The 18,566-nt window shown below is 64.5% G+C and carries 14 protein-coding genes and 3 pseudogenes; 9 read left to right on the plus strand and 8 right to left on the minus strand.

Going from position 1 to position 18,566, the window contains the following annotated elements; genetic code table 11:
- Positions 1-34 precede the first annotated feature (34 nt).
- From LO787_RS18370 to LO787_RS18385, 4 genes and pseudogenes are all read left to right on the plus strand, one after another.
- Positions 35-1,735, plus strand: coding sequence for an alkaline phosphatase D family protein (locus LO787_RS18370; protein WP_232492429.1), 1,701 nt, complete (start codon positions 35-37; stop codon positions 1,733-1,735).
- A gap of 278 nt (positions 1,736-2,013) precedes the next feature.
- Positions 2,014-2,330 (plus strand): annotated as a pseudogene (locus LO787_RS18375) (transposase); the annotation flags it as partial.
- A pseudogene (locus LO787_RS18380) lies at positions 2,328-2,526 on the plus strand (integrase core domain-containing protein); the annotation flags it as partial. The pseudogenes LO787_RS18375 and LO787_RS18380, both read left to right, overlap by 3 nt.
- Entirely contained in the window at positions 2,492-2,914 is a 423-nt protein-coding gene (locus tag LO787_RS18385) for a hypothetical protein (protein ID WP_232492430.1), read from the plus strand. The pseudogene LO787_RS18380 and the gene LO787_RS18385, both read left to right, overlap by 35 nt.
- A 52-nt stretch (positions 2,915-2,966) precedes the next feature.
- Here the strand turns inward: LO787_RS18385 and LO787_RS18390 are convergent, their stop codons facing one another.
- A complete protein-coding gene (locus tag LO787_RS18390; protein ID WP_232492431.1) occupies positions 2,967-4,013 on the minus strand; it encodes a tyrosine-protein phosphatase in 1,047 nt (348 codons plus the stop codon).
- A 14-nt stretch (positions 4,014-4,027) separates the two neighbouring features.
- Complete coding sequence (locus LO787_RS18395) at positions 4,028-6,607, minus strand: TonB-dependent receptor (RefSeq protein WP_232492432.1); 2,580 nt, start codon at positions 6,605-6,607, stop codon at positions 4,028-4,030.
- Between the two features lie 230 nt (positions 6,608-6,837).
- Between LO787_RS18395 and LO787_RS18400 the strand changes: the two genes are divergently transcribed.
- The 5 genes and pseudogenes from LO787_RS18400 to LO787_RS18420 form a co-directional block, all read left to right on the plus strand.
- Complete coding sequence (locus LO787_RS18400; RefSeq protein ID WP_232492433.1) at positions 6,838-7,986, plus strand: TetR/AcrR family transcriptional regulator; 1,149 nt, start codon at positions 6,838-6,840, stop codon at positions 7,984-7,986.
- 531 nt (positions 7,987-8,517) lie between these two features.
- Positions 8,518-9,021: a sigma-70 family RNA polymerase sigma factor gene (locus tag LO787_RS18405; RefSeq protein ID WP_232492434.1), complete on the plus strand. Its 504-nt coding sequence runs from the start codon at positions 8,518-8,520 to the stop codon at positions 9,019-9,021.
- Positions 9,008-9,652: an NrsF family protein gene (locus tag LO787_RS18410; protein ID WP_232492435.1), complete on the plus strand. Its 645-nt coding sequence runs from the start codon at positions 9,008-9,010 to the stop codon at positions 9,650-9,652. The genes LO787_RS18405 and LO787_RS18410 overlap by 14 nt, the downstream gene beginning before the upstream one ends.
- 111 nt (positions 9,653-9,763) lie before the next feature.
- The gene (locus LO787_RS18415) at positions 9,764-10,345 is read left to right on the plus strand and encodes a DUF308 domain-containing protein (RefSeq protein WP_232492436.1); all 582 of its coding nucleotides are present in this window, start codon (positions 9,764-9,766) and stop codon (positions 10,343-10,345) included.
- A 41-nt stretch (positions 10,346-10,386) separates the two neighbouring features.
- Positions 10,387-10,500, plus strand: a pseudogene (locus LO787_RS18420) (sigma-70 family RNA polymerase sigma factor); the annotation flags it as partial.
- A 172-nt stretch (positions 10,501-10,672) separates the two neighbouring features.
- Here LO787_RS18420 and LO787_RS18425 read toward each other — a convergent pair.
- The 6 genes from LO787_RS18425 to LO787_RS18450 are packed head-to-tail and all read right to left on the minus strand — an operon-like array spanning position 10,673 to position 18,551.
- The gene (locus tag LO787_RS18425; RefSeq protein WP_232492437.1) at positions 10,673-12,022 is read right to left on the minus strand and encodes an MFS transporter; all 1,350 of its coding nucleotides are present in this window, start codon (positions 12,020-12,022) and stop codon (positions 10,673-10,675) included.
- Entirely contained in the window at positions 12,019-13,128 is a 1,110-nt protein-coding gene (locus LO787_RS18430) for a CaiB/BaiF CoA transferase family protein (protein ID WP_232492438.1), read from the minus strand. Before LO787_RS18430 ends, LO787_RS18425 begins: the two co-directional genes overlap by 4 nt.
- A 4-nt stretch (positions 13,129-13,132) precedes the next feature.
- On the minus strand, positions 13,133-15,574 hold the full coding sequence (locus LO787_RS18435) for a TonB-dependent receptor (RefSeq protein WP_232492439.1): 2,442 nt from the start codon (positions 15,572-15,574) through the stop codon (positions 13,133-13,135).
- Positions 15,575-15,623: 49 nt separating this feature from the next.
- Positions 15,624-16,796: a lipid-transfer protein gene (locus LO787_RS18440; protein WP_232492440.1), complete on the minus strand. Its 1,173-nt coding sequence runs from the start codon at positions 16,794-16,796 to the stop codon at positions 15,624-15,626.
- Positions 16,793-17,218, minus strand: coding sequence for a Zn-ribbon domain-containing OB-fold protein (locus LO787_RS18445; RefSeq protein ID WP_232492441.1), 426 nt, complete (start codon positions 17,216-17,218; stop codon positions 16,793-16,795). Before LO787_RS18445 ends, LO787_RS18440 begins: the two co-directional genes overlap by 4 nt.
- Positions 17,208-18,551, minus strand: coding sequence for a CaiB/BaiF CoA transferase family protein (locus LO787_RS18450; protein ID WP_232492442.1), 1,344 nt, complete (start codon positions 18,549-18,551; stop codon positions 17,208-17,210). Before LO787_RS18450 ends, LO787_RS18445 begins: the two co-directional genes overlap by 11 nt.
- Positions 18,552-18,566: the final 15 nt, after the last annotated feature.

The following is an 18,566-nucleotide window of genomic DNA, read 5'->3' on the forward strand; positions in this document are numbered from 1 at the left end:
GAATGACATTTCGGGGACACCGGTTGTCACATCAATGTCCGAAAAGGCGGATAGCGGTGCAGTCATGCACGATTTTCCGCTAGGCATCGGGTGGCACCGCCGTGCGGTGCTGGCCGCAATGGCCGCGCTCGGCGCGCAGGCCTTCCCCCGATTTGACGCGTTTGCCGCAACCGCCGATCCGTTCGCGCTGGGTGTCGCGAGTGGCGATCCGGCGCAGGACGGATTCGTCCTGTGGACGCGGCTGGTCGGCCCGGCGGCGACGCCGTTGCCCTCACGGGCCGTCCCCGTCCGCTTTGAAATCGCCGAGGACGAGGCATTCCGCCGGATCGTTCGCGCTGGCGTCGAGGTAGCCCATCCAGCGGCTGCTCACAGCGTCCACGTGGAACTGGGCGGATTGCGTCCGGGGCGCACTTACTGGTATCGCTTCCATGCGTTGGGCGCGACCAGCCCCGTCGGCCGCACCAAGACCGTACCGTTGAACGCCGACCGCCTGCGTCTCGCGCTGACCTCCTGTCAGCATTGGGAACTCGGCTGGTTCCACGCCTACCGCGACATGATCGCCGCAGCGCCCGATCTCATCGTCCAGGTGGGCGATTACATCTACGAACAGGCGTACCCCGACCAGCCGAAAGTGCGCAGCTTCGGCTCACCTGACCCCGTCGACCTCGAAGGCTACCGCGCGCGCTATGCGCTCTATCGCAGTGACAAGGACTTGCGGGAGGCCCACCGGCTGTTCCCGTGGTTGGTCACCTGGGACGACCATGAAGTCCTGAACGACTACGCCGCGCTCGCCAATCGCGAAGGACTGCCACCGGAGCTATTCGCTCCGCGTCGGGCAGCAGCCTACCAAGCCTATTTCGAACATATGCCGATCCGGCCCAGCCTGTGGCGCTCGAAACCGACGCCGCGGCTGTTCCGGGGCGTGGACTGGGGAGAGCTTGCTTCGCTCTCCATGCTGGATACGCGCCAGTATCGCAGCGATCCGGCCTGTGCTGCTCCGCAGGTGGCGCGCAACGTGAAGCTCGATCACTGCCGGGAACGGCACGGCGCCGATCGATCCATGCTGGGCGCTATGCAGGAAGCATGGCTTGTCCAGCGTCTCGAACGTGAACGCCGTCCCTGGACCCTGCTGGCCCAAGGGGTGTTTTTCGCTCCTCTGGCGCTGGATGGGACGGGCGAAAAGGTATGGAGCGACCAGTGGGACGGCTACCCCGCCGCCCGAGACCGCCTGACTGAAAAACTGGGTCTGCCATCCGTCAACAATGCCGTCGTGCTTAGCGGCGACATTCACAGTTTCTGGGTCAATGACCTCAAGCACGGCCCGGTTTCAGGTCCAACGGTCGGCACCGAGATCGTGACCTCCGCTCTGGCTGCGCAATTGCCGCCTCCGGGGCGTTTCGGAGATGTTCTGGCCAACAATCCGCACATCCGGTTCAGCGACGTACACCATACAGGATATGTCCTGATGGAAGTCGATAAGCATCGGATGAGCGCACAACTCAGGCAGATCGACGCACGACAGCGAGATGCGCAGCCGAGAGTCCTGGCGATTGTCGAACAGGAAGCGGGTGCCAGGCGTGAACCTGCCGCCGTTACATCGGTATCCTCGCCTGCTGATATGTCGGCGCTTCAGTTGAAGGCGAATCGCACCGCGATTACGCCATGTTTCGGCAAGAGCAGCCGTTCTTGCCCGGATCTTGGAACGACTTGCGCTGGTCGATTCATACCGGGATAGCAGACCGTCAACAGTTGCAGATCAAAATTAGATGCTAAGAGTCTTCAATGGGTCCAAATGCCTGCGATGGGTGGTTGGGTCACTGATGAGATCTGTGATGGGTTTCTGTTGGCAGGTGGCACTTCATCCAAATGGCGACCGAGGGCTTCAAGCTCTCTTTTGCACGATGGATTCACGTCGCCTTTGATGTGACCTTCTGATTTTCCTCCCAGCTTGATTGGAGTCTGGCGTGATGGAAGGACGGACGAATGAAGCGAGCACGGTTCACGTAAGAGCAGATCATCGGCGTGCTGAAGGAGCAGGAGGCTGGCGCGAAGATTGCCGATCTGGCTCGTCGCCACGGTGTGTCGGAAGCGACGATCTACCACTGGAAAGCTAGGTATGCCGGCCTGAAGGATCTTCTCGCAAAAAATTGGTAACGCCCGCTGCCAAGCGAGAGGCGGTCGCTCGTCTCCAGGCGGTTCTGCGGATGAGCGAGCGGCGGGCGTGTCGTGTTATCGGCGCTGACCGGAAGAGCGTGCGTTACCGGTCACAGCGGGACGATGATGCTGACCTTCGGTTGACGCTGCGTGAGCTTGCGCAGCAGCACCGTCGAAATGCCTTCGTGGAATCGTTCAATGGCCGGTTCCGGGACGAATGTCTGAACACTCATTGGTTCTTGTCTGTGGCCGACGCCAGGAGCAAGATCGACGCGTGGCGACGGGACTACAATGAGTGCCGTCCTCACCTCCCTAGGCTGGCTTATGCCAGTTAAGTTTGCTTCATCTGCCGGGGTTGACCCCGGCAGATGAAGGCCGGAGGCTCACATTATGCCCGGACACGAAGCCGGGAACCTTCACAAAGCTGCCAGCCTCTAATCCCGTCAAGGGGCCGGAAGGCAAGACGATCTACCTCAGCACCGATGGCGTGGCCAAGGCTGTGGTCGCCCATGCCGGCTCCGCCCAGGCCCTCGGCAAAGTGGTCGTCGTCGGGCATCGCGATCGCGTGAAGCGCTGCGTGCTGGTTTCGCGGGACAATGGCATGACCGCCGCCGTCGCCCGCGAAGTGCCGCTGCCGGTCAAATACGATCCGCAGTCCGTACAACCCTGGACCCGCCGCCGCGACGCCTATCTCCTCAGCGATCTGATCGCGCAGCTTTCGATGACGCGCAACCGGGTCATCGGCGAGCTGGCAGGCTGACCCAACGGGGTCAGGTGGAGGGCGTTGATCCGCAGCCCTCCACCTGGCCTAGTCAGTCGAGCATCGTCTTGCGCAGCTTCGCGAAATCCGCATCGGTGAAGCCGAGCGTGCGCAGGTAGGCTTCCGAGCCGCCGTACTGCTTGTCGAGGTAGGCGAAGAACTGCACGAGATGCGACTGGCCGCTCGGCGTGTAGAGCGGTTCGGCCTTGCGCGGCGTGCCGTCCTCGGCAGCGACGTAGTACTTCAGGATCGGGTTGTTCGGGTAGTCCTTGGGATCGACCTTGGGCATCTCGAACTGCGGGCGGCGCAGGTCGGTGGACAGGTGATAGTCCTTGACGATTGTCTCCCGGTCTACGCCCAGCACGTCGTAGATCAGCGCCGTCGCCATGCCCGTGCGGTCCTGCCCGGCGGAGCAGTGATAGACCACCGCACCCTCGTCCGCGATGAGGCGGCGGAACAGCGAGCGGAACTGCGGGGCCAGCATCTTCTCCATGCCCGCGTACATGTTCTCGCCTGCGCCCTGGCCCATCTTGGCCATCAGGGGCTTCAGCGAATAGTCGTTGGCGATGAACAGCGCGCCCACCTTGTCATCGAGCAGATCTGGCGCGACCTCGCGCTCCTCGATGCTGCGCAGGTCGACGACGTTGCCGATGCCCAACTGGCCGAGCAGCGCATAGTCGGCATCGGTCAGCAGCGGCATCGCGCCGGAGCGGAACGCCTTGTCCCACTTCACCGTGTGGCCATCCTTCGTGACGTAGCCGCCGACATCGCGGAAGTTGCTGCCCTGCTCCAGCGGCAGCACCCGTTCGGCGACGACGGTGCGCGCCTTGCCGGACTTGCCTTCAAGGATCACGTAGCGGCGGTCGGCTGCGGCGATGGGCAGCGTGATCTTTCCGTCCTTGCTGGCGGCGGCGAAGCGCTGGTCGCCCTTGTCCAGCACGGTGTCGGCGCTGATCCATACCGCGACGGGCGCGGCGTCTTCGCGGTTCAGTTCGACGGTCGCGGCGTCGATCCGCGTCAGCGTCGCCAGTTCGCGGGCCGATGCGGGTGCAGCCAGTGCGAGGACGATAAGGGCAGTGGTAGTGGCGATCTTTCGCATTGTCATTCTCCCGGTCAGTAGCTGAAGCGGACGCCGAACAGGTAGCGCGCGCCGATCTGCTCGACTTCGGTCGGCATGGCGGTGGTGCCCTGATAGGCGACGTAAGTTTCGTCGGTAAGGTTCGCGAGATCGGCGAACAGCGTGAAGTTTTCGGTCAGCGCATAGCGCAGCGAGACGTCGAGGTTCTCGTAGCCCTTGCGATATTCGCCGCTGCCGAAGCCGCCAAGCGAGTCCAGCCAGTCCGACCGCCACTGGTAGCTGACGCGCGCGGAAAGGCCGTACTTCTCGTAGAACAGCGAGGCGTTGGCGATCGTGTCCGACATGCCCTGGAACGCGATGTTCTGTTCGGTCGGCGTGTCGAAATCGCCGTCGAGCAACGTCACGTTGCCCTGGAAGCCGAAGCCGTCGAGTGCGCCGGGCAGGAAGTCGAACTGCTTGAGCACGTTGAACTCGACGCCGTAGAGCTTGCCCTTGTCGCCGTTGTAGGTGCCGGTCAGCAGGTAGTTCGAACGGTCAACGCCGCCGAAGTTGTAGAAGTCCGAACCGACCGGGTTCTGCGCCTGATACAGCACGTTGTCGACCGAACGGTAGAAGCCCGCGAGCGAGATCATGCCGTTGCCGGGCAGGTAATATTCGATGCTGGCGTCCGCGCCCCAGGTGTATTCGGGCTTGAGCGCCGGATTGCCGCCGCCGATGGTGCCGGGGCTGTTGGTGTCGTTGATCGAGGCGCCGACGCGGATCGCGCCGTAGGCAGGGCGGGACACGCCCCGCTGGCCCGCAAGGCGCAGGACGAGGTTGTCGGTAGCGGCGTACTTGATGTTGAGGCTGGGGAAGAAGTCGGTCTTGCTCGAATGGCGGGAGAGGGGGATATAGGCTGCTCCGACCAGTACCGAGCCGGCGTTGTCGAGGACGTAGTTCTCCACGCGCACGCCGCCAACCGCGGTCAGCGGCCCGCTCTCCACCTTGGCCATGACGTAGCCCGCCAGCGTCTTCTCGCGCTGGTAGTACTTGTCGGTCGTCGGCACGTCGAGCGCGGGATCGTAGAGACCCGCCGTCTCAAGCCTTCCAAGCAGGCTGTCGATGTCGCGGCGCATCGCCACGTTGTCGACGTAGTTGAAGGTCACGCCGAGCGGAAAGCCCGTGTCCCAGGCCTTGCCGGTGACATAGTTGTTGACGTCGAACGGCTGGCCCACCGCCGCGCTCATCGCGCCGATATAGACGATGTTGGACGATGAGAAGTTGTTACCCGAAATGTCGCGGTCGATGTAGAGGCCGCCGGCCGATAGCTTGAGGTCGCCCATCTGCTTCGACAGGTCCAGCTTGGCGGTATAGCTGTCCGAAACCGTCTTCTGGCGGGCGGTGATCATGTAGGTGCCCGAGGTGCTCAGGCTCTTCTGGTTGAAGTCGCCCACGATCGACACGATCGGGAAGCGCGGATCGGAATTGTCGTAGCTGAGCGCCAGGTTGTTGGCGGCGCTGGTCGACGACTGCACGAGCGGCAGGTAGCTGGTGTTCTCGGTTTTGGCGTAGTTGAACTTGAACGAGGCGTTGAAGCCGTCGTCGCCCTCATAGTCGCCGCCGACGGTGCCGATGTAGTTGCGGTTGCGGTACTCGCCGAAGTTGAAGCTGCCACGCAGCGGAACGCCGGTCAGGTTGCCCGAGGCCAGCGTGCGGGTGCCGCCGGTCGCGCGGTCGAGGCGGAACTCGTACTGGTTGCGCTGTTCGTTGTCGTTGAACTCCGAGAAGATGGCCTTGGCATAGATGCGCTTGCCTTCCTCCGGCTGGTATTCGACGCCCGCGAACAGGCCGTTGTTCCAGCGCTCGATCTCGTACTGGCGGATATCGAATTCGGTCGGGCCGTTGGCGTCGTAGGCCCCGACCTCACGGTTGTCGGTCAACTGCTTGCGGCGATAGTGCGAGCCGCCGATGACCACGCCGAAGGTGTCGTTCGACCACGACAGGCGCAGCGATCCCTGCCGCTGTTCACCCTTGCCGAGGTCCATGAAGCCGTAACCCGCGTCGCCCGATACGTGCAGGCCCTTCTGCTCCATCGGCGAGTAAGTGCGCAGGTCGATCGTGGCGACGACCGCGTCGGCCTGCAGATCCGAGGTCAGCGACTTGTTGATGACCATCTGCGAGAGCAGCACGGCGGGGATCGCGTCGAAACGGAAGGCGCGGGTATCGCCGCCCTCATCGACGCCCGCCATCGGGATGCCGTCGATGCTCACGGAGGTCCAGCGGTTCGGCGCGCCGCGTACCTGGATGTAGCGTTCCTGCCCCTGGTCGCGCTGCACTGCGACGGCGGGCAGGCGCGAGAGTGCGGCGGCAGCGTTCTGGTCCGGGAAGCGGCCGACCGCATCCGACGCAGCCACGTCGGCAAGGTTGTCCATCACGCGCTTGGCTTCGATCGAATCCTGCTGGGCCGAGACGATCGAGCCGGTGACGACGATGTCCTCGCCGACGGCGGCATCGTCGGCGACTGCGGCTGCGGCGTCGGCCTCCTCGGCATGAGCGAGAGTAGCGCCGGTGAGCGATGCGGCGAGCGCGCCGGCGATGGCCGTCGAGCGCAGGAATATGCAGGTGTTCAGTTTCACGAAAGCCCCCAGAAATGAGTCGGACCTGATCGGTTCGACGTGGCGGCTAGAACGTTTGTATGTATGTTGGATGACATGCGAAAGGACAAATTGGAACATAACGAGCGCACAGTATTGCTCGATTGCAAACGCCCGGTCTGCTAGGCCTGTCCGATTGAAAGCGATTATCGAGCGTCATGCCCCACAGCAGTTCTGCAGAAATTCCGTCATATGACAGACTCATCGCTACCGTGCAGGAGCAGTGGGAACTGGGTGGGGCTGCGGGCATGTCAGCCCGCCAGATCAGCGGCTTGACCGGTGCACCGGTCTCCTCAATCTATCATCATTTCGGTTCTCTGGAACACTTGTTTCTAAGGTCGCAGCAGGCCTGCATCGCCGCTGCCCGGCAATGGGGCGAAGAGCAGTTGCGCCAGTTCGATGGCTTCGCGCCGTCTCCGCATGCGTTCGCTGGATTCTTTGCGCAGATCGTCGATGCATGGTGCGAACAGCGCCGCCCGCTAGCCTTTGCATGGCGTGAATGTCAGTTGCTTGCCCAGCAGTCGCCGTTGTTCCGTGAACCGGCAGAGCAGTGGTCGCAGGTCTGGGAGCGGTTCTGGGACGAAGCCGCGCGGCGCTTCGGACTCGGTGACGGCACGCTGGTGGTGCGGCGCGTGTTCGAGAACGAGAGCTTCCTGCACATGATCCGCTGGCGCCGGATGGTCGACCGGGCGGCGCTGGACGAAACCGCCCGCTCGCTGTCGGCCTGGCTGACGGGAACCGCGATGCCTGTTGCGCCCTGGCGCGAGTACGCACGCGAGGAAGCGCTGTGTTCGATGCCCACATTGCCCGACCGCGACGACACCGCCGCCCGGATCGTGGATGCCGCCGCGCGGATAATCGACGAGGAGGGGCTTGCGCGGCTAACACATCGGGCCGTAGCGGATCGCGGCGGGCTGACGCTCGGCACCGTCTCGCACAAGTTCCGGACCAAATCGGCGCTGCTCGAAGCCGCGTTTGAAGGGCTCTACCGCGCCAATGTCGAGCGATTGCAGCCGGAGACCGCTCCGCGCGGCGACCTTGCCGACGATCTTGCGGGGATGCTCCGGCGCGGGGGCAATGCCCGGGGCAGCGATGAACTTTTCCTTGCCACCGCCCGCGACCCCGGGCTCAGTCAGTTCGGAGCCCAGCTACGCTATCTGCGCGGCCGTACTTCGCGCAGTACCTTGCAGGACCTGGTGGGCGAGCACAGAACGGTCGGCGTCACTGAAGCCGCGCTGTTCTCAAGCTTCCTGACCTCGCAATTGCGGATTTATGCAAGGGCGCAGACTGATACGGTGCGTCCCATCCGCGCGGAACTTACCATCCTGACACGGTTGGTTCAGCGAGTTTCGGCGACCTGATGCCTTGAGGATTGCAGGCTGCGGGTAGTTTGAAGGTATGTTTATGCTCATGTCGTGTCGCACCAAAGGACCACTACGCGGCTCGACAGGTTGGCTTAGCTGAGCTGGCTGACGATTTGCCGCCCTGGGCGGAGTATATCAGCAAATACAGCGCTGGTTGGTTGCGTGCTGTTTCGAGGCGCTTGTGGATGCTCCCGGCGGCGGATGGCAGTTCCGCATCCAGCGACGCCGTCAACACGCCGCCGCCATCGCGCCAGCCCGGGTCGCCAAATGTCATGTTGTACCAAGAGCCGACACTTACCGTTTGGACATACCAGCGACGTAAAATGGGAAAGGCCGGTCGAACCCGGTCCTCGCGCGGCGTGTCCGAATTAATTATCAGCGCGGAGTGACCAGGGCCGCGAAGCGCGCGAATAAGGGGTCATGCGCTCGCACTTCCTCTCGAGACTGATCTCAAAGCCTGTGCGCGGGGAGGCACCGGTCAGTCGTGAGCGCCCGTCGCGGACGACACCGGATAGCTGGAGCAGTCTTATGGTCGCCGCCCAGAACGGGCATGGTGGCGCGTATCGGCGGCTGCTCGCCGAGATGTCGGAGTGGCTCACGCGATACTTCCAGCGCCGCCTGCCCGCAGCCGATGTGGATGACGCCGTGCAGGAGACGCTGCTCGCGATCCATCGGCGTCGCCACACATACGATCCCCAGTATCCGCTTGGCCCGTGGCTGGCGGCGATCGCGAAGAACAAGTGGATCGATCAGCTACGCAGCCTGGCGCGCCGACCGATGGACGAGCTTCTCGACGATATAGCGGTCGGGGACCACGAGGCGACCGTGATCAGCAGTTCCGTGCTGGCCAGCCTGCTCGACGAACTCCGCCCCGCGCAGGCACAGGCAATACTGCTGGTCAAGGTGCAGGGCTTCAGCGTCGAGGAGGCGTCAGCCCAGACCGGCCTCTCCCCTTCGGCCGTGAAGATGAACATCCACCGTGGGCTCGCGCGCCTGACGGCAATCATTGAGAAGACGCATGATGTCGAGTGAAGCCCTGATCGCGGAATTGTCGTCGGACCTCGCTCCCGTCCAGCGCCGCAGCATGCTGCGTGAAGGCGGACTGGTCCTTGCGCTCGGCGTCGTGGAGCTTGTGCTCTTCCTCGCCATGGGCGTGATGCGGCCGGACATGCATCACGTGGGTGGGTCGCCATTCCTGATGTGGCGTGTCGGAAGTCTCGGCCTTCTCGCCATCGCTGCCTGTACCCTGGCGATCAGATCTTACTCACCAACCGCGCAACCGCGCCGGGGGCTGATGCTGGCCAGCGTCCTCGCTGCCTTGGCTATCGTCGGTGGCGCGTTCGTCGTGCCCGACGGTGTGGGCGAGCGCGCGTTGCTCGATCGCATCGATCCCGCAAGCGGCATCCTGTGCGCGACTTCAATCTTCGTGCTTTCGCTGCCTATCGTAGCGCTGCTTGGCGTCCTGATGAGGAGGGCCGCGCCGACCCAGCCCAAGCTGAGTGCTCTTGCCTCGGGGATCGCCGCCGGAGCCTGCGGAGCGTTCGTGTTCGCCTTTTGCTGCCCCTTCAACGATCCGCTCTACGTCGTGGTCTGGTATTCCGTGGGATCCGGCGCCGTGGCCGCCGTGGCCAGATGGCGTCTGCCCCGACGTTTCCGCCTCTGAGCTGACCCAACACGGCCATACCAGGCCGCGCACCGACTGAATCTCTGATCGCCGACCCACCCGGATTACGGGATGGAGCCGTGCGCCTGCGCCACAGAAAGGAACCATGCGATGAAGACCATAACCGATGCGAAGGCCCCGGACCGCGACTGGCTCAAGACCTACTATTACCTGCGCTTCGCGGTCTCTGCGATCTGGGTCGGGCTCGCCTTCACGGTGGCGAAGACCGGCCCGGCGTTGGCCGCAATAATGCTCGTCGCCTATCCTGCGTGGGACGCTCTGGCCAACTACATCGACGCCAATCGGTCCGGTGGCCTCGCCAGGAACAAGAGCCAGATGCTGAACTTCGTCGTCAGCGTCTTGACCGCAATCGCCGTCGCAGCAACGCTTCCGCAAGGCATGCACGCCATCCTCCAGATCTTCGGCGTCTGGGCCGTCCTGTCGGGCCTGTTTCAGCTCCTCACCGGCGTGCGCCGATGGAAGTCCTACGGCGCGCAGTGGACGATGATCCTGAGCGGCGCTCAGTCGGGCCTCGCCGGAGCGCACATGTTCAGCAAGGCCGTCGGCGCCGCACCGGTCAGCATCGCCGACATCGCGCCCTACGCCGCCTTCGGTGCCTTCTACTTCCTCATCTCGGCTGTCTCGCTGACCATCAGCGAGGCCCGCCGCCGCTCGAAGGACGTTGCGGCCTGACCGCACCGCACACCACAAAAGTCAGACCTGCCTTGGCGTAGATCGGACAGCGGTTTCCGGTGACACGCGAGCGTGTCGGTCAGATCGAAGCCAAGACGTTGCCCAAGCTCAAGCATCCGAACCGGACACGCATCATGCGAGCGTTTCTCGACTAAGCAATGCGTTCAACATCTGGCCGAATTGCGAATTGTCTGCATCTGAGAGTTGGAAATCGACAGTGGGAGGGCAGGGATGGATCGTTACGGGTGATCCAGGACGGCACTACTTGCCATGTTCCAAAGATGCATCGCAATCAGACAGCTAGATGTAATGGGATAATGTTCGCATTCAGCCCTCGCCATTCCTTTCTGCAATTGCAGTGATCCGGACCTTATAACCTTTTCGGCTCCAAATTTGCGTGGCGAGTGTAGGTGCTCCTACCGCGATCGCAACGAGCGCGAGTGCAGGGCCAATACTGCCATAGAAAAAGTTCGTGCTGAGCCAGGCGGTGAGCGGCGGGCCGATGCCGAGCCCGGCCATGCTGATGAGCAGCATGTACGTGGCGACGACCGTCCCTCGCATTCGCGCCGGACTGACGATCTGGATCGAGGTTATGCAGGTATTTGAGCATCCGCTCAGGAACATGCTGGTGAAGAAGTAGATGGTGAGCAAGGCGCTGGCCGAACTCTGCATTGCTGCAAGGATAGCGGTCAGCATGCCGAGCAAGACCATCGCAGCGGAAACCAATATGAAGCCGTCGTGGTGGCCCGCCCTCATAAGCCTTTCTGCAGCACGCGGCCCTGCCAGCGATCCGAAGAGCACCGAAACGACGAGAATCCAGCCCAGCGTGCTGCCTGCCTGAGCAGCCGACCATCCGAAATCGCGCCGCAGCATTTCCGGCAGCCAGGTGACGAACGCATAGCTGACGGTCCCCGTGAAGGCACATGACATCAACCCGGCATACATCCGCGCATGTTGCTTTGCGTGAGTGACCAGCGTCACGAGCGAGGCTTCGCTCCGTGCTTCTGCACCGTGACCGCCACGCGGGGGTTCGCTCACGGTCAGGCAAAGCACAACGGCCAGCAGCAGTCCCGGTGCGCCGACCAGTATCAGCACGATGCGCCAGTCTGCGATGGCGGCAGGGATCGCAGCCATGCTGCGCAGCATGTCGACGCTATCGATTATGATCGCCCCCAGAATGAAGGCCCCTCCCGCACCGGCCGCGCCCAATGCGGCGAAGATGCTGGCGGCAGGTGCGCGCTTCTGAGGGGGGAACAGATCGCCGATCATCGAATAGGTGGCGGGCAAGAGTGCAGCCTCGCCGATGGCGAGGCCGAGACGCAAGAGCACCAGCATTGTGTAGGACGTTGCGAACGCGGAACCGACCGTGGAGGCGCTCCATATCACCAGTCCCGCCAGGATGATGCGTCGACGGTTTCCGCTGTCGGCGAGGCGGGCGAGGGGGATGCCCAGCAGTCCATAGATGATGGCGAAGGCGGTGCCGACCAGCAGGCCGATCTGCACGTCGCTGATGCCGAGTTCGGCTTTCACCGGCGCGATCAGCAGCGCCAGGATCATCCGATCGACCAGCGAGAGGATGTAGAGGATGCTGAGCAGGGCCAGCGTCCAGTTCGGGCGCAACGCGCTGCGCCGGGATACGCTTGCCGGGCGGATCGTGCCGGTTGCCTCGACCTTCATGACGGTATGTCCTGCGCAGCGATGTCCAGACCCCAGATGTCCATGCGAGCCAGGGCGTCGCCATTGGCACGCCATGCGCCGGGGGTACGGGAAAACCGCGGAACGGGATCGCCCAGCGGTGCAGGAGACAGGTGCGAGCGTGCATTGCGCGTCGCTATCTGGGGATGCAGCGTGGCTTCGCCGAGGGGCAGGACAGGCGCGGCGCAGGCTTCGCTTCCGGCAAGGCGTTCCAGCCATTCGTCACGGGGCCGCGTTACGAAGATCGCGGCCAGGTGCGCGGAATGCGCGGGCCATGTCTCCTCGCGGTACTGGTCTTCGAGCAGATGCGCGGGGGCATCTATGCTGCGCAGCAATTCGGCGTAGAAATGCGGCTCGATCGCGCCCACGGCGATATCGAGGCCATCGGCGCAGCGATAGCAGCGGTAGAACGGCGCCGCCCCGCCGAGCAGGCTGGCATTGCGGTCCAGCGACAGCGCTCCCTCGGCGAAAGTGGCCATCATCGAGCCCACCCCGTCGATGATGGCCGCATCGACGATCTGTCCCCTGCCGGATCCGGTTCGTTCGTGCAGGGCTGCAAGCAGGCCGAACGCGAGCAGGAACGACCCGCCGCCATAATCGCCGACGAGGTTCAGCGGCGGGCGCGGCGGAGCGGCAGGATCGCCCATCGCGGCGAGTGCCCCGGTGATTGCGAGGTACGTGATGTCGTGCCCGGCGGTGCGGGACAGCGGGCCTGTCTGGCCCCAACCGGTCATCCGGCCGTAGATCAGACGCGGGTTGGCCGCGAGCAGCTGCTCCGGCCCCAGCCCCAGCCGTTCCATCACGCCGGGGCGGAAACCCTCGACCACAATGTCCGCCTTGGTGCAGAGCGCAAGCGCGGTCTGCCGGTCGTCCTCGTTCGACAGGTCCAGCGGCAGGACGGCGCGGCCGAAGGCGGCGTTGGGATCGGTCAGGGGCTGAGGGCCCTTGCGCTCGATCCGGATGACGTCCGCGCCGAGCCCGGCAAGCATCCGCACGCAATGAGGCAGAGGGCCGAGCCCTGCAAACTCCACCATGCGAATACCGGCCAGCGGCCCTGCAAACCCGTTCTGATCGTCGGAACCTGCCACGGGCTTACATCTTGAAACCGATTTCCGCGGCCAGAAAGCGCGGCGGACCGTAGTTCTTGGTCACGAACAGGCCGCCCGCCACGAGGTGCCCGACGAGGTAGCGCTTGTCGCTGAGGTTTTGGCCGATCAGGCGGATATAATACTTGTCCTCCGGGTCGGAAAACGTGATCGATGCGTTGAACAGCGTGCGGGCGGGCAGGTAGGCGTCGTCCAGCGCACTGGTCAGGCTGAGATTGTAGAGGTTGCGCCCGGCGTACTGCACGTTGCCGTTGACGCTGACCTTGCCCCAGTTGCCGATCTCGGTTTCATAGGTGCCGTCCAGCGAGGCCTGCCAACGCGGCGTGCGCTCCAGCGGGGCTTCGGCTAGGTTGCGGCCGGTGGGCAGGGGGCTGACGAAGCTCTTGTACTTCGCGTCCTGGTAGCCGATCGCGCTGCGCAGCGTGATGCCCTCCACCGGGACGGCGGTGATCTCGGCCTCCAGCCCCTTCACGACAGCCTTGGCGGCGTTGAAGTAGCGGGTCTCCTGGATCTGCGATCCGTCCACGCGGACGACGGGGACGTTCACCTGTCGCTGCGCATCGTTGTAGGTGACGTGGAAGGCCGCCAGATTGAAGCGCAGGCGCTTATCCAGAAGCTCGGTTTTCACGCCCAGTTCGAACGAGTCCGCCTTCTCCGGATTGGTGGGGATCAACTGGCTGGGAACGATCGCCGCGCCGGAAATGCCGGTGGAGTCCGCGTAGAGCCCGCTCTTGAAGCCGCGCGAATAGGTGAAATAGGCGAAGATATCGTCAGTCGCCTGATAGGACGCGGTGCCGCGCCAGGTGGGTTCCCGCCAGGTGGTCTTGCTGGACACCACGCCAGCCGGGTAATCGAAGACGTTGCCGTCCAGAGCGCGGTCCAGATCCTGCCATGTGAAGTTCGGATCGGCCGGGCTGACAAGTTGCTGGACGTAGACCGTCGGACGTCCCCACCAGCGCTTGGTCTCGGTGGTATAGCGCACGCCGGCGGTCAGAGTGAGCCGGTCGGTCAGCTTGTAGTTGCCCTCGACGTAGCCGGCGGTAGAGCGGGCCTTCTGCGCATTGCACAAAAGCTGCGGGTTCAGGTTGTTCGGACCGAACGGCCCCGGCCTGCTGCTGAGATCGAGAAAGCCGAGCAACTGGTGGCCGCAGCGATAGACCCGGTCGCGCTGGTGGAACACGCCCGCGACAAAATCGAACGGGCCACCGAAATCCGAGGCGAAGCGCAGTTCGGCCTGCTGGGTGCGACGCTTGAAGGCGCGATCGCCGTCGTAAAGTGATAGCGTTTCGCCATCGATGGTCGGCACGTTGGAGAAGACATAGCTCTGCGGCAGGTGGGCGAGTTCGTCGCGGCGGCCGATGTTGGCGCTGAACTGGCCGAAGTCCACCTCCTGATCGACGTGGATCTGGTACATGTCCACGTTCACGGAAGTGCCGTCGTCCTGATCCAGCAGGTAGCCGCTGCGGAAGCTGCCGCCCGCGTTCTTGAGCGGGTCGCCGGTCCCCTCGACGATGTTCAGGCGGCTCAGCAGGAAGCGCGGGTTGTTGGCAGGGGTGCCGTTGACGCCTGCCGCCGCATCGGACCGGTCGCGCAGGGCCTGATACTGGAACAGTACCTCGGTGCGGTCCCCCGGCTTCCAGAGCAGTTTCACGCGGCCGTCGAAGATGTCGTCGCCGCCCACGCGCTTGCCATCGCCGCAGCCGGCAGCCCCGGCCCACTTGGAATCGGCGACCAGCGGCGTGATCGGGCCGTAGCAGCCGCCCCGGCGCATGTAGCCGTCCGACTTCTCGTAGGAGCCGACGACGCGCAGGGCCAGCATGTCCTCCACGATCGGGATGTTGACCGCGCCCTTGATCTGGCGCGTGCCGAAGCTGCCGACGCGGACCATGCCCTGCACGCCCAGGATATCGAGTTCCGGCCGCTTGGTGCGGACCACGATGGCGCCGCCGGTGGTGTTCTTGCCGAACAGGGTGCCCTGCGGTCCGCGCAGCACTTCCATCCCCGCAAGGTCGAAGGTATCGAGCAGCTGCGTCTGGACGTGGGCGATCACGAAATCGTCCACCAGCACGGTGATCGGCGGTTCGCTGTACATCGAGATGTTGGTCTGGCTGGCGCCGCGGATCGAGAACGAGGCGGCGTTGAAGCCCGCTATCTTCGCTGCCGAGAAGTTGGGCACGAAGGCGGCAAGATCGCCGATGTTGCGAGCGGCGGTCTGCGCGATGACGTTCTCGCCGATGGCCGATACGGCGACGGGGGTGGATTGCAGGTTCGTCGCACGCCGGGTGGCGGTCACGACGATCTCGTCGACGCTGGCATGTGCCTCCGACTGCGGTGGCGTCGAATCCACCTCCTGAGCATGGGCGACCGGCACCTGGGCGATGGCGACGACGACCGCCGCCGAGCCTGCAAGCAAAGCAAAGCGCTTCATATTCCTCTCTCCCCATTATCGCATTTGTGCGTATTTGTTGTTCGGGCGTCTACGGTAAGGTGCTCAGGATCGCTCCGCTGGAGGGCAGGCCGTTGCCGGCCGAAACCAGCACGTTGTGGACGTCGGAGACCTGATTGACCGCGGTTCCGCGCAGCTGCCGCACGGCTTCGGCGATACCGTTCATGCCATGGATGTAGGCTTCGCCGAGCTGGCCGCCGTGGGTGTTGACCGGCAGGGTGCCGCCCACCGCGATGTTGCCGTCCTTGACGAAGTCCTTCGCCTCGCCCGGCTTGCAGAAGCCGTAGCCTTCCAGTTGGGGCAGCACGGCGGGGCCGAAGTGGTCATAGAGGATCGCCAGCTGCATGTCCGCCGGTGCCAGTCCCGCCATCGCATAGAGCTGGTCGCCGATCAGGCGCACCTCGTCGGTGGGTGAAATGTCCGGGCGGTAGTAGCTGGTCAGCTGCTGTGTATCGCGCGTGGCGCCCTGCGCCGCAGCCCGGATGATGACCGGACGCTGCTTGAGGTCGCGTGCGCGTTCGGCGCTGGTGACGACGAATGCGACGGCGCCGTCGCTTTCCTGGCAGCAGTCCAGCAGGCGCAGGGGATCCGCGATCGGACGGGAATTCTGATGATCCTCGATCGTGATCGGCTTGCCGTAGAAGTAGGCGTTGGGATTGGTGGCCGCATGATGGCGGGCGGTGACCGAGACATGCGCGAAATCGCGGCTGGTCGCACCGGTTTCGTGCATGTAGCGGCGCATGCTCATCGCCATCATCGCTGCCGCCGTCTGCAGCCCGTGGACGGTGTGGTAGGACACCAGCTGCGCTTCCGCTCCGAACCCGCCCAGGCCCACCGGCCCGCCGAGGCGCGCTTCGGAGCGCTCGTTCATCGCGCGATAGCAGACCACCGCCTTGCACACGCCGGTCGCCACCGCCATCGCCGCCTGTTGCAGCGGAGCGCAGGCCGCGCCGCCGCCATAGTGGACGCGGGTGAAGAAATTCAGGTCGCTCCCGCCAAGGTTGCGCATGACCTCGTTCTCGGGATTGTTGTCCATCGTGAAGGTGGCCATGCCGTCCACATCGGCCGCCGTCAGTCCGGCGTCGGCCAGCGCTATGCTGATCGCCTCGACGGCGAGTTGCAGTTCGCTGCGGCCGGAGTTCTTGGAGAACTCGGTGGCGCCCATGCCGGCGATGGCGGCCTTTCCTGACAGCCCGCCCATCATGCGCCCTCCACGAAGCGGAAGCTGGGGAACGGGTGCTCGAACCGGCCGATTTCCACGCGCACGGGCAGGCCGATGGCCATGTCCTCCGGGGCGATGCCACTAACCGGGCCGAGCAGGCGAAAGCCGTCGGCCATGTCGACCAGCGCAACGACGTGCGGTGTCGCGAATGGTGGGATCGGGGGGTGGCGGTGTACCGTATAGCTGAACACCGTGCCATGCGGCTGGACGTCAACCGGCACCCACCCCAGCGATCCGCACTCCCCGCACATCGGCCCGGGCGGATTGCGCAGCGTGCCGCAGCCGTGGCAGCGCTGCACCAGCAGCCGGCCTTCCGCCAGCCCCTCGAAGAAGAAGGCGAAGTCGCGGCCCGCCGGATAGCTCGTCTGCTTCGCTTGGGCAGGGGTGCCCGCTTCAGCGTACATCCAGCCCTCCCGAGACGGCGATGACAGGCTCCGGCGTCTCGCCATCGAAGGCGGGAGCGTTGCGCCCGGTATCGGCGGCACGGCGGATTGCGCCGCTCTGCACAAGCCGTTCGACTTCTGCCGGGGCGTAGCCGATCTCGGCCAGAACCTGCGCGCTGTGTTCGCCAAGGATCGGCGCGGCGCTGGGGTCGATGGCCGGGGTCAGGCTCATCTTGCGGAACGGCGAGCCGACGTTGAACACGCTGCCCAGCGTGGGATGCGGAATCTGGCTGACCATGCCCGTCTCGAAAGCCGACGGTGAGGTCAGCCCTTCGTCCAGAGTGGCGAGCACCCCGGCCGGGACGCCGCAGGCCTTCAGTTTCCGGCCGATCACGGCGGCATCGTCGGACCGGAACAGGTCGCGGAAGATCGACTGCAGCTTCTCGGCCTCGACGTTGCGGTCGGGGAAGGTGGGGTAGTCCGTGACCAGATCCGGACGACCGAACACATCGACGGCCATGCGTCGATAGTGGGTCTCGGTCATGCAGTAGACGTAGACAGGCCGGCCATCGCGGCAGTCGTATTCGCCGCTGGGAACCAGTTCCGGGCGATAGAGGCCGTAGCGTTCGGGCACCTGCCCGGTGCCGAGGTAACGCCCGCCGATGTAGGACAGGTCCGAGATCGCGGAATCGTACATCGACAGGTCGATGTGCTGGCCCTTCCCCAGCCGGTCGCGGGCGTGCAGCGCCGCCAGCACCGCCACCTGTCCGTTGAGCGCTGCGGTGATGTCGACCCAGGGCACCGTCGAGATGCCCGGGCGCTGCCCCGGCAGGCCGTTCATGAACATGACGCCGGTTTCGGCCGCGATCACCGGGTCCAGCCCTGCCGCGTCGGCCAGCGGGCCGGTACGGCCGTAGCCCGAGATCGACAGGTAGATCAGGCGGGGGAACTGCGCCTTGAGGCTCTCGTAATCGAGCCCGGCCTTCTTCATGACGCGCGAGGTGTAGTTCTCCACCAGCACGTCGGCCCAGGCGATGAGCTTCAGCGCCACCTCGCGCCCTTCTGGCGTGTTGATGTCCAGCGCGATGCTGCGCTTGTTGCGGTTGCACGATATGAAGAACGTGCTCTCGTCGCTGTCGCCATCGACGAAGGGCGGGATCGCGCGGATGCTGTCCCCGCACCGCGGATCTTCCACCTTGATGACGTCGGCACCCAGATCGGCAAGAATCTGGGTGCCGAACGGGCCGGCAAGGACGCGGGAGAAATCGACGACCTTCAGCCCTTCGAGGGCAAGCGGCAGGTCGGCTTGGCGAGGCTGATAGGCCGGAAGGTCCGGGCGCTGGGAAGCAGGCATGGTTCCTCCTGCCGC

Source organism: Novosphingobium kaempferiae (genome assembly GCF_021227995.1).
Lineage (GTDB): Bacteria > Pseudomonadota > Alphaproteobacteria > Sphingomonadales > Sphingomonadaceae > Novosphingobium > Novosphingobium kaempferiae.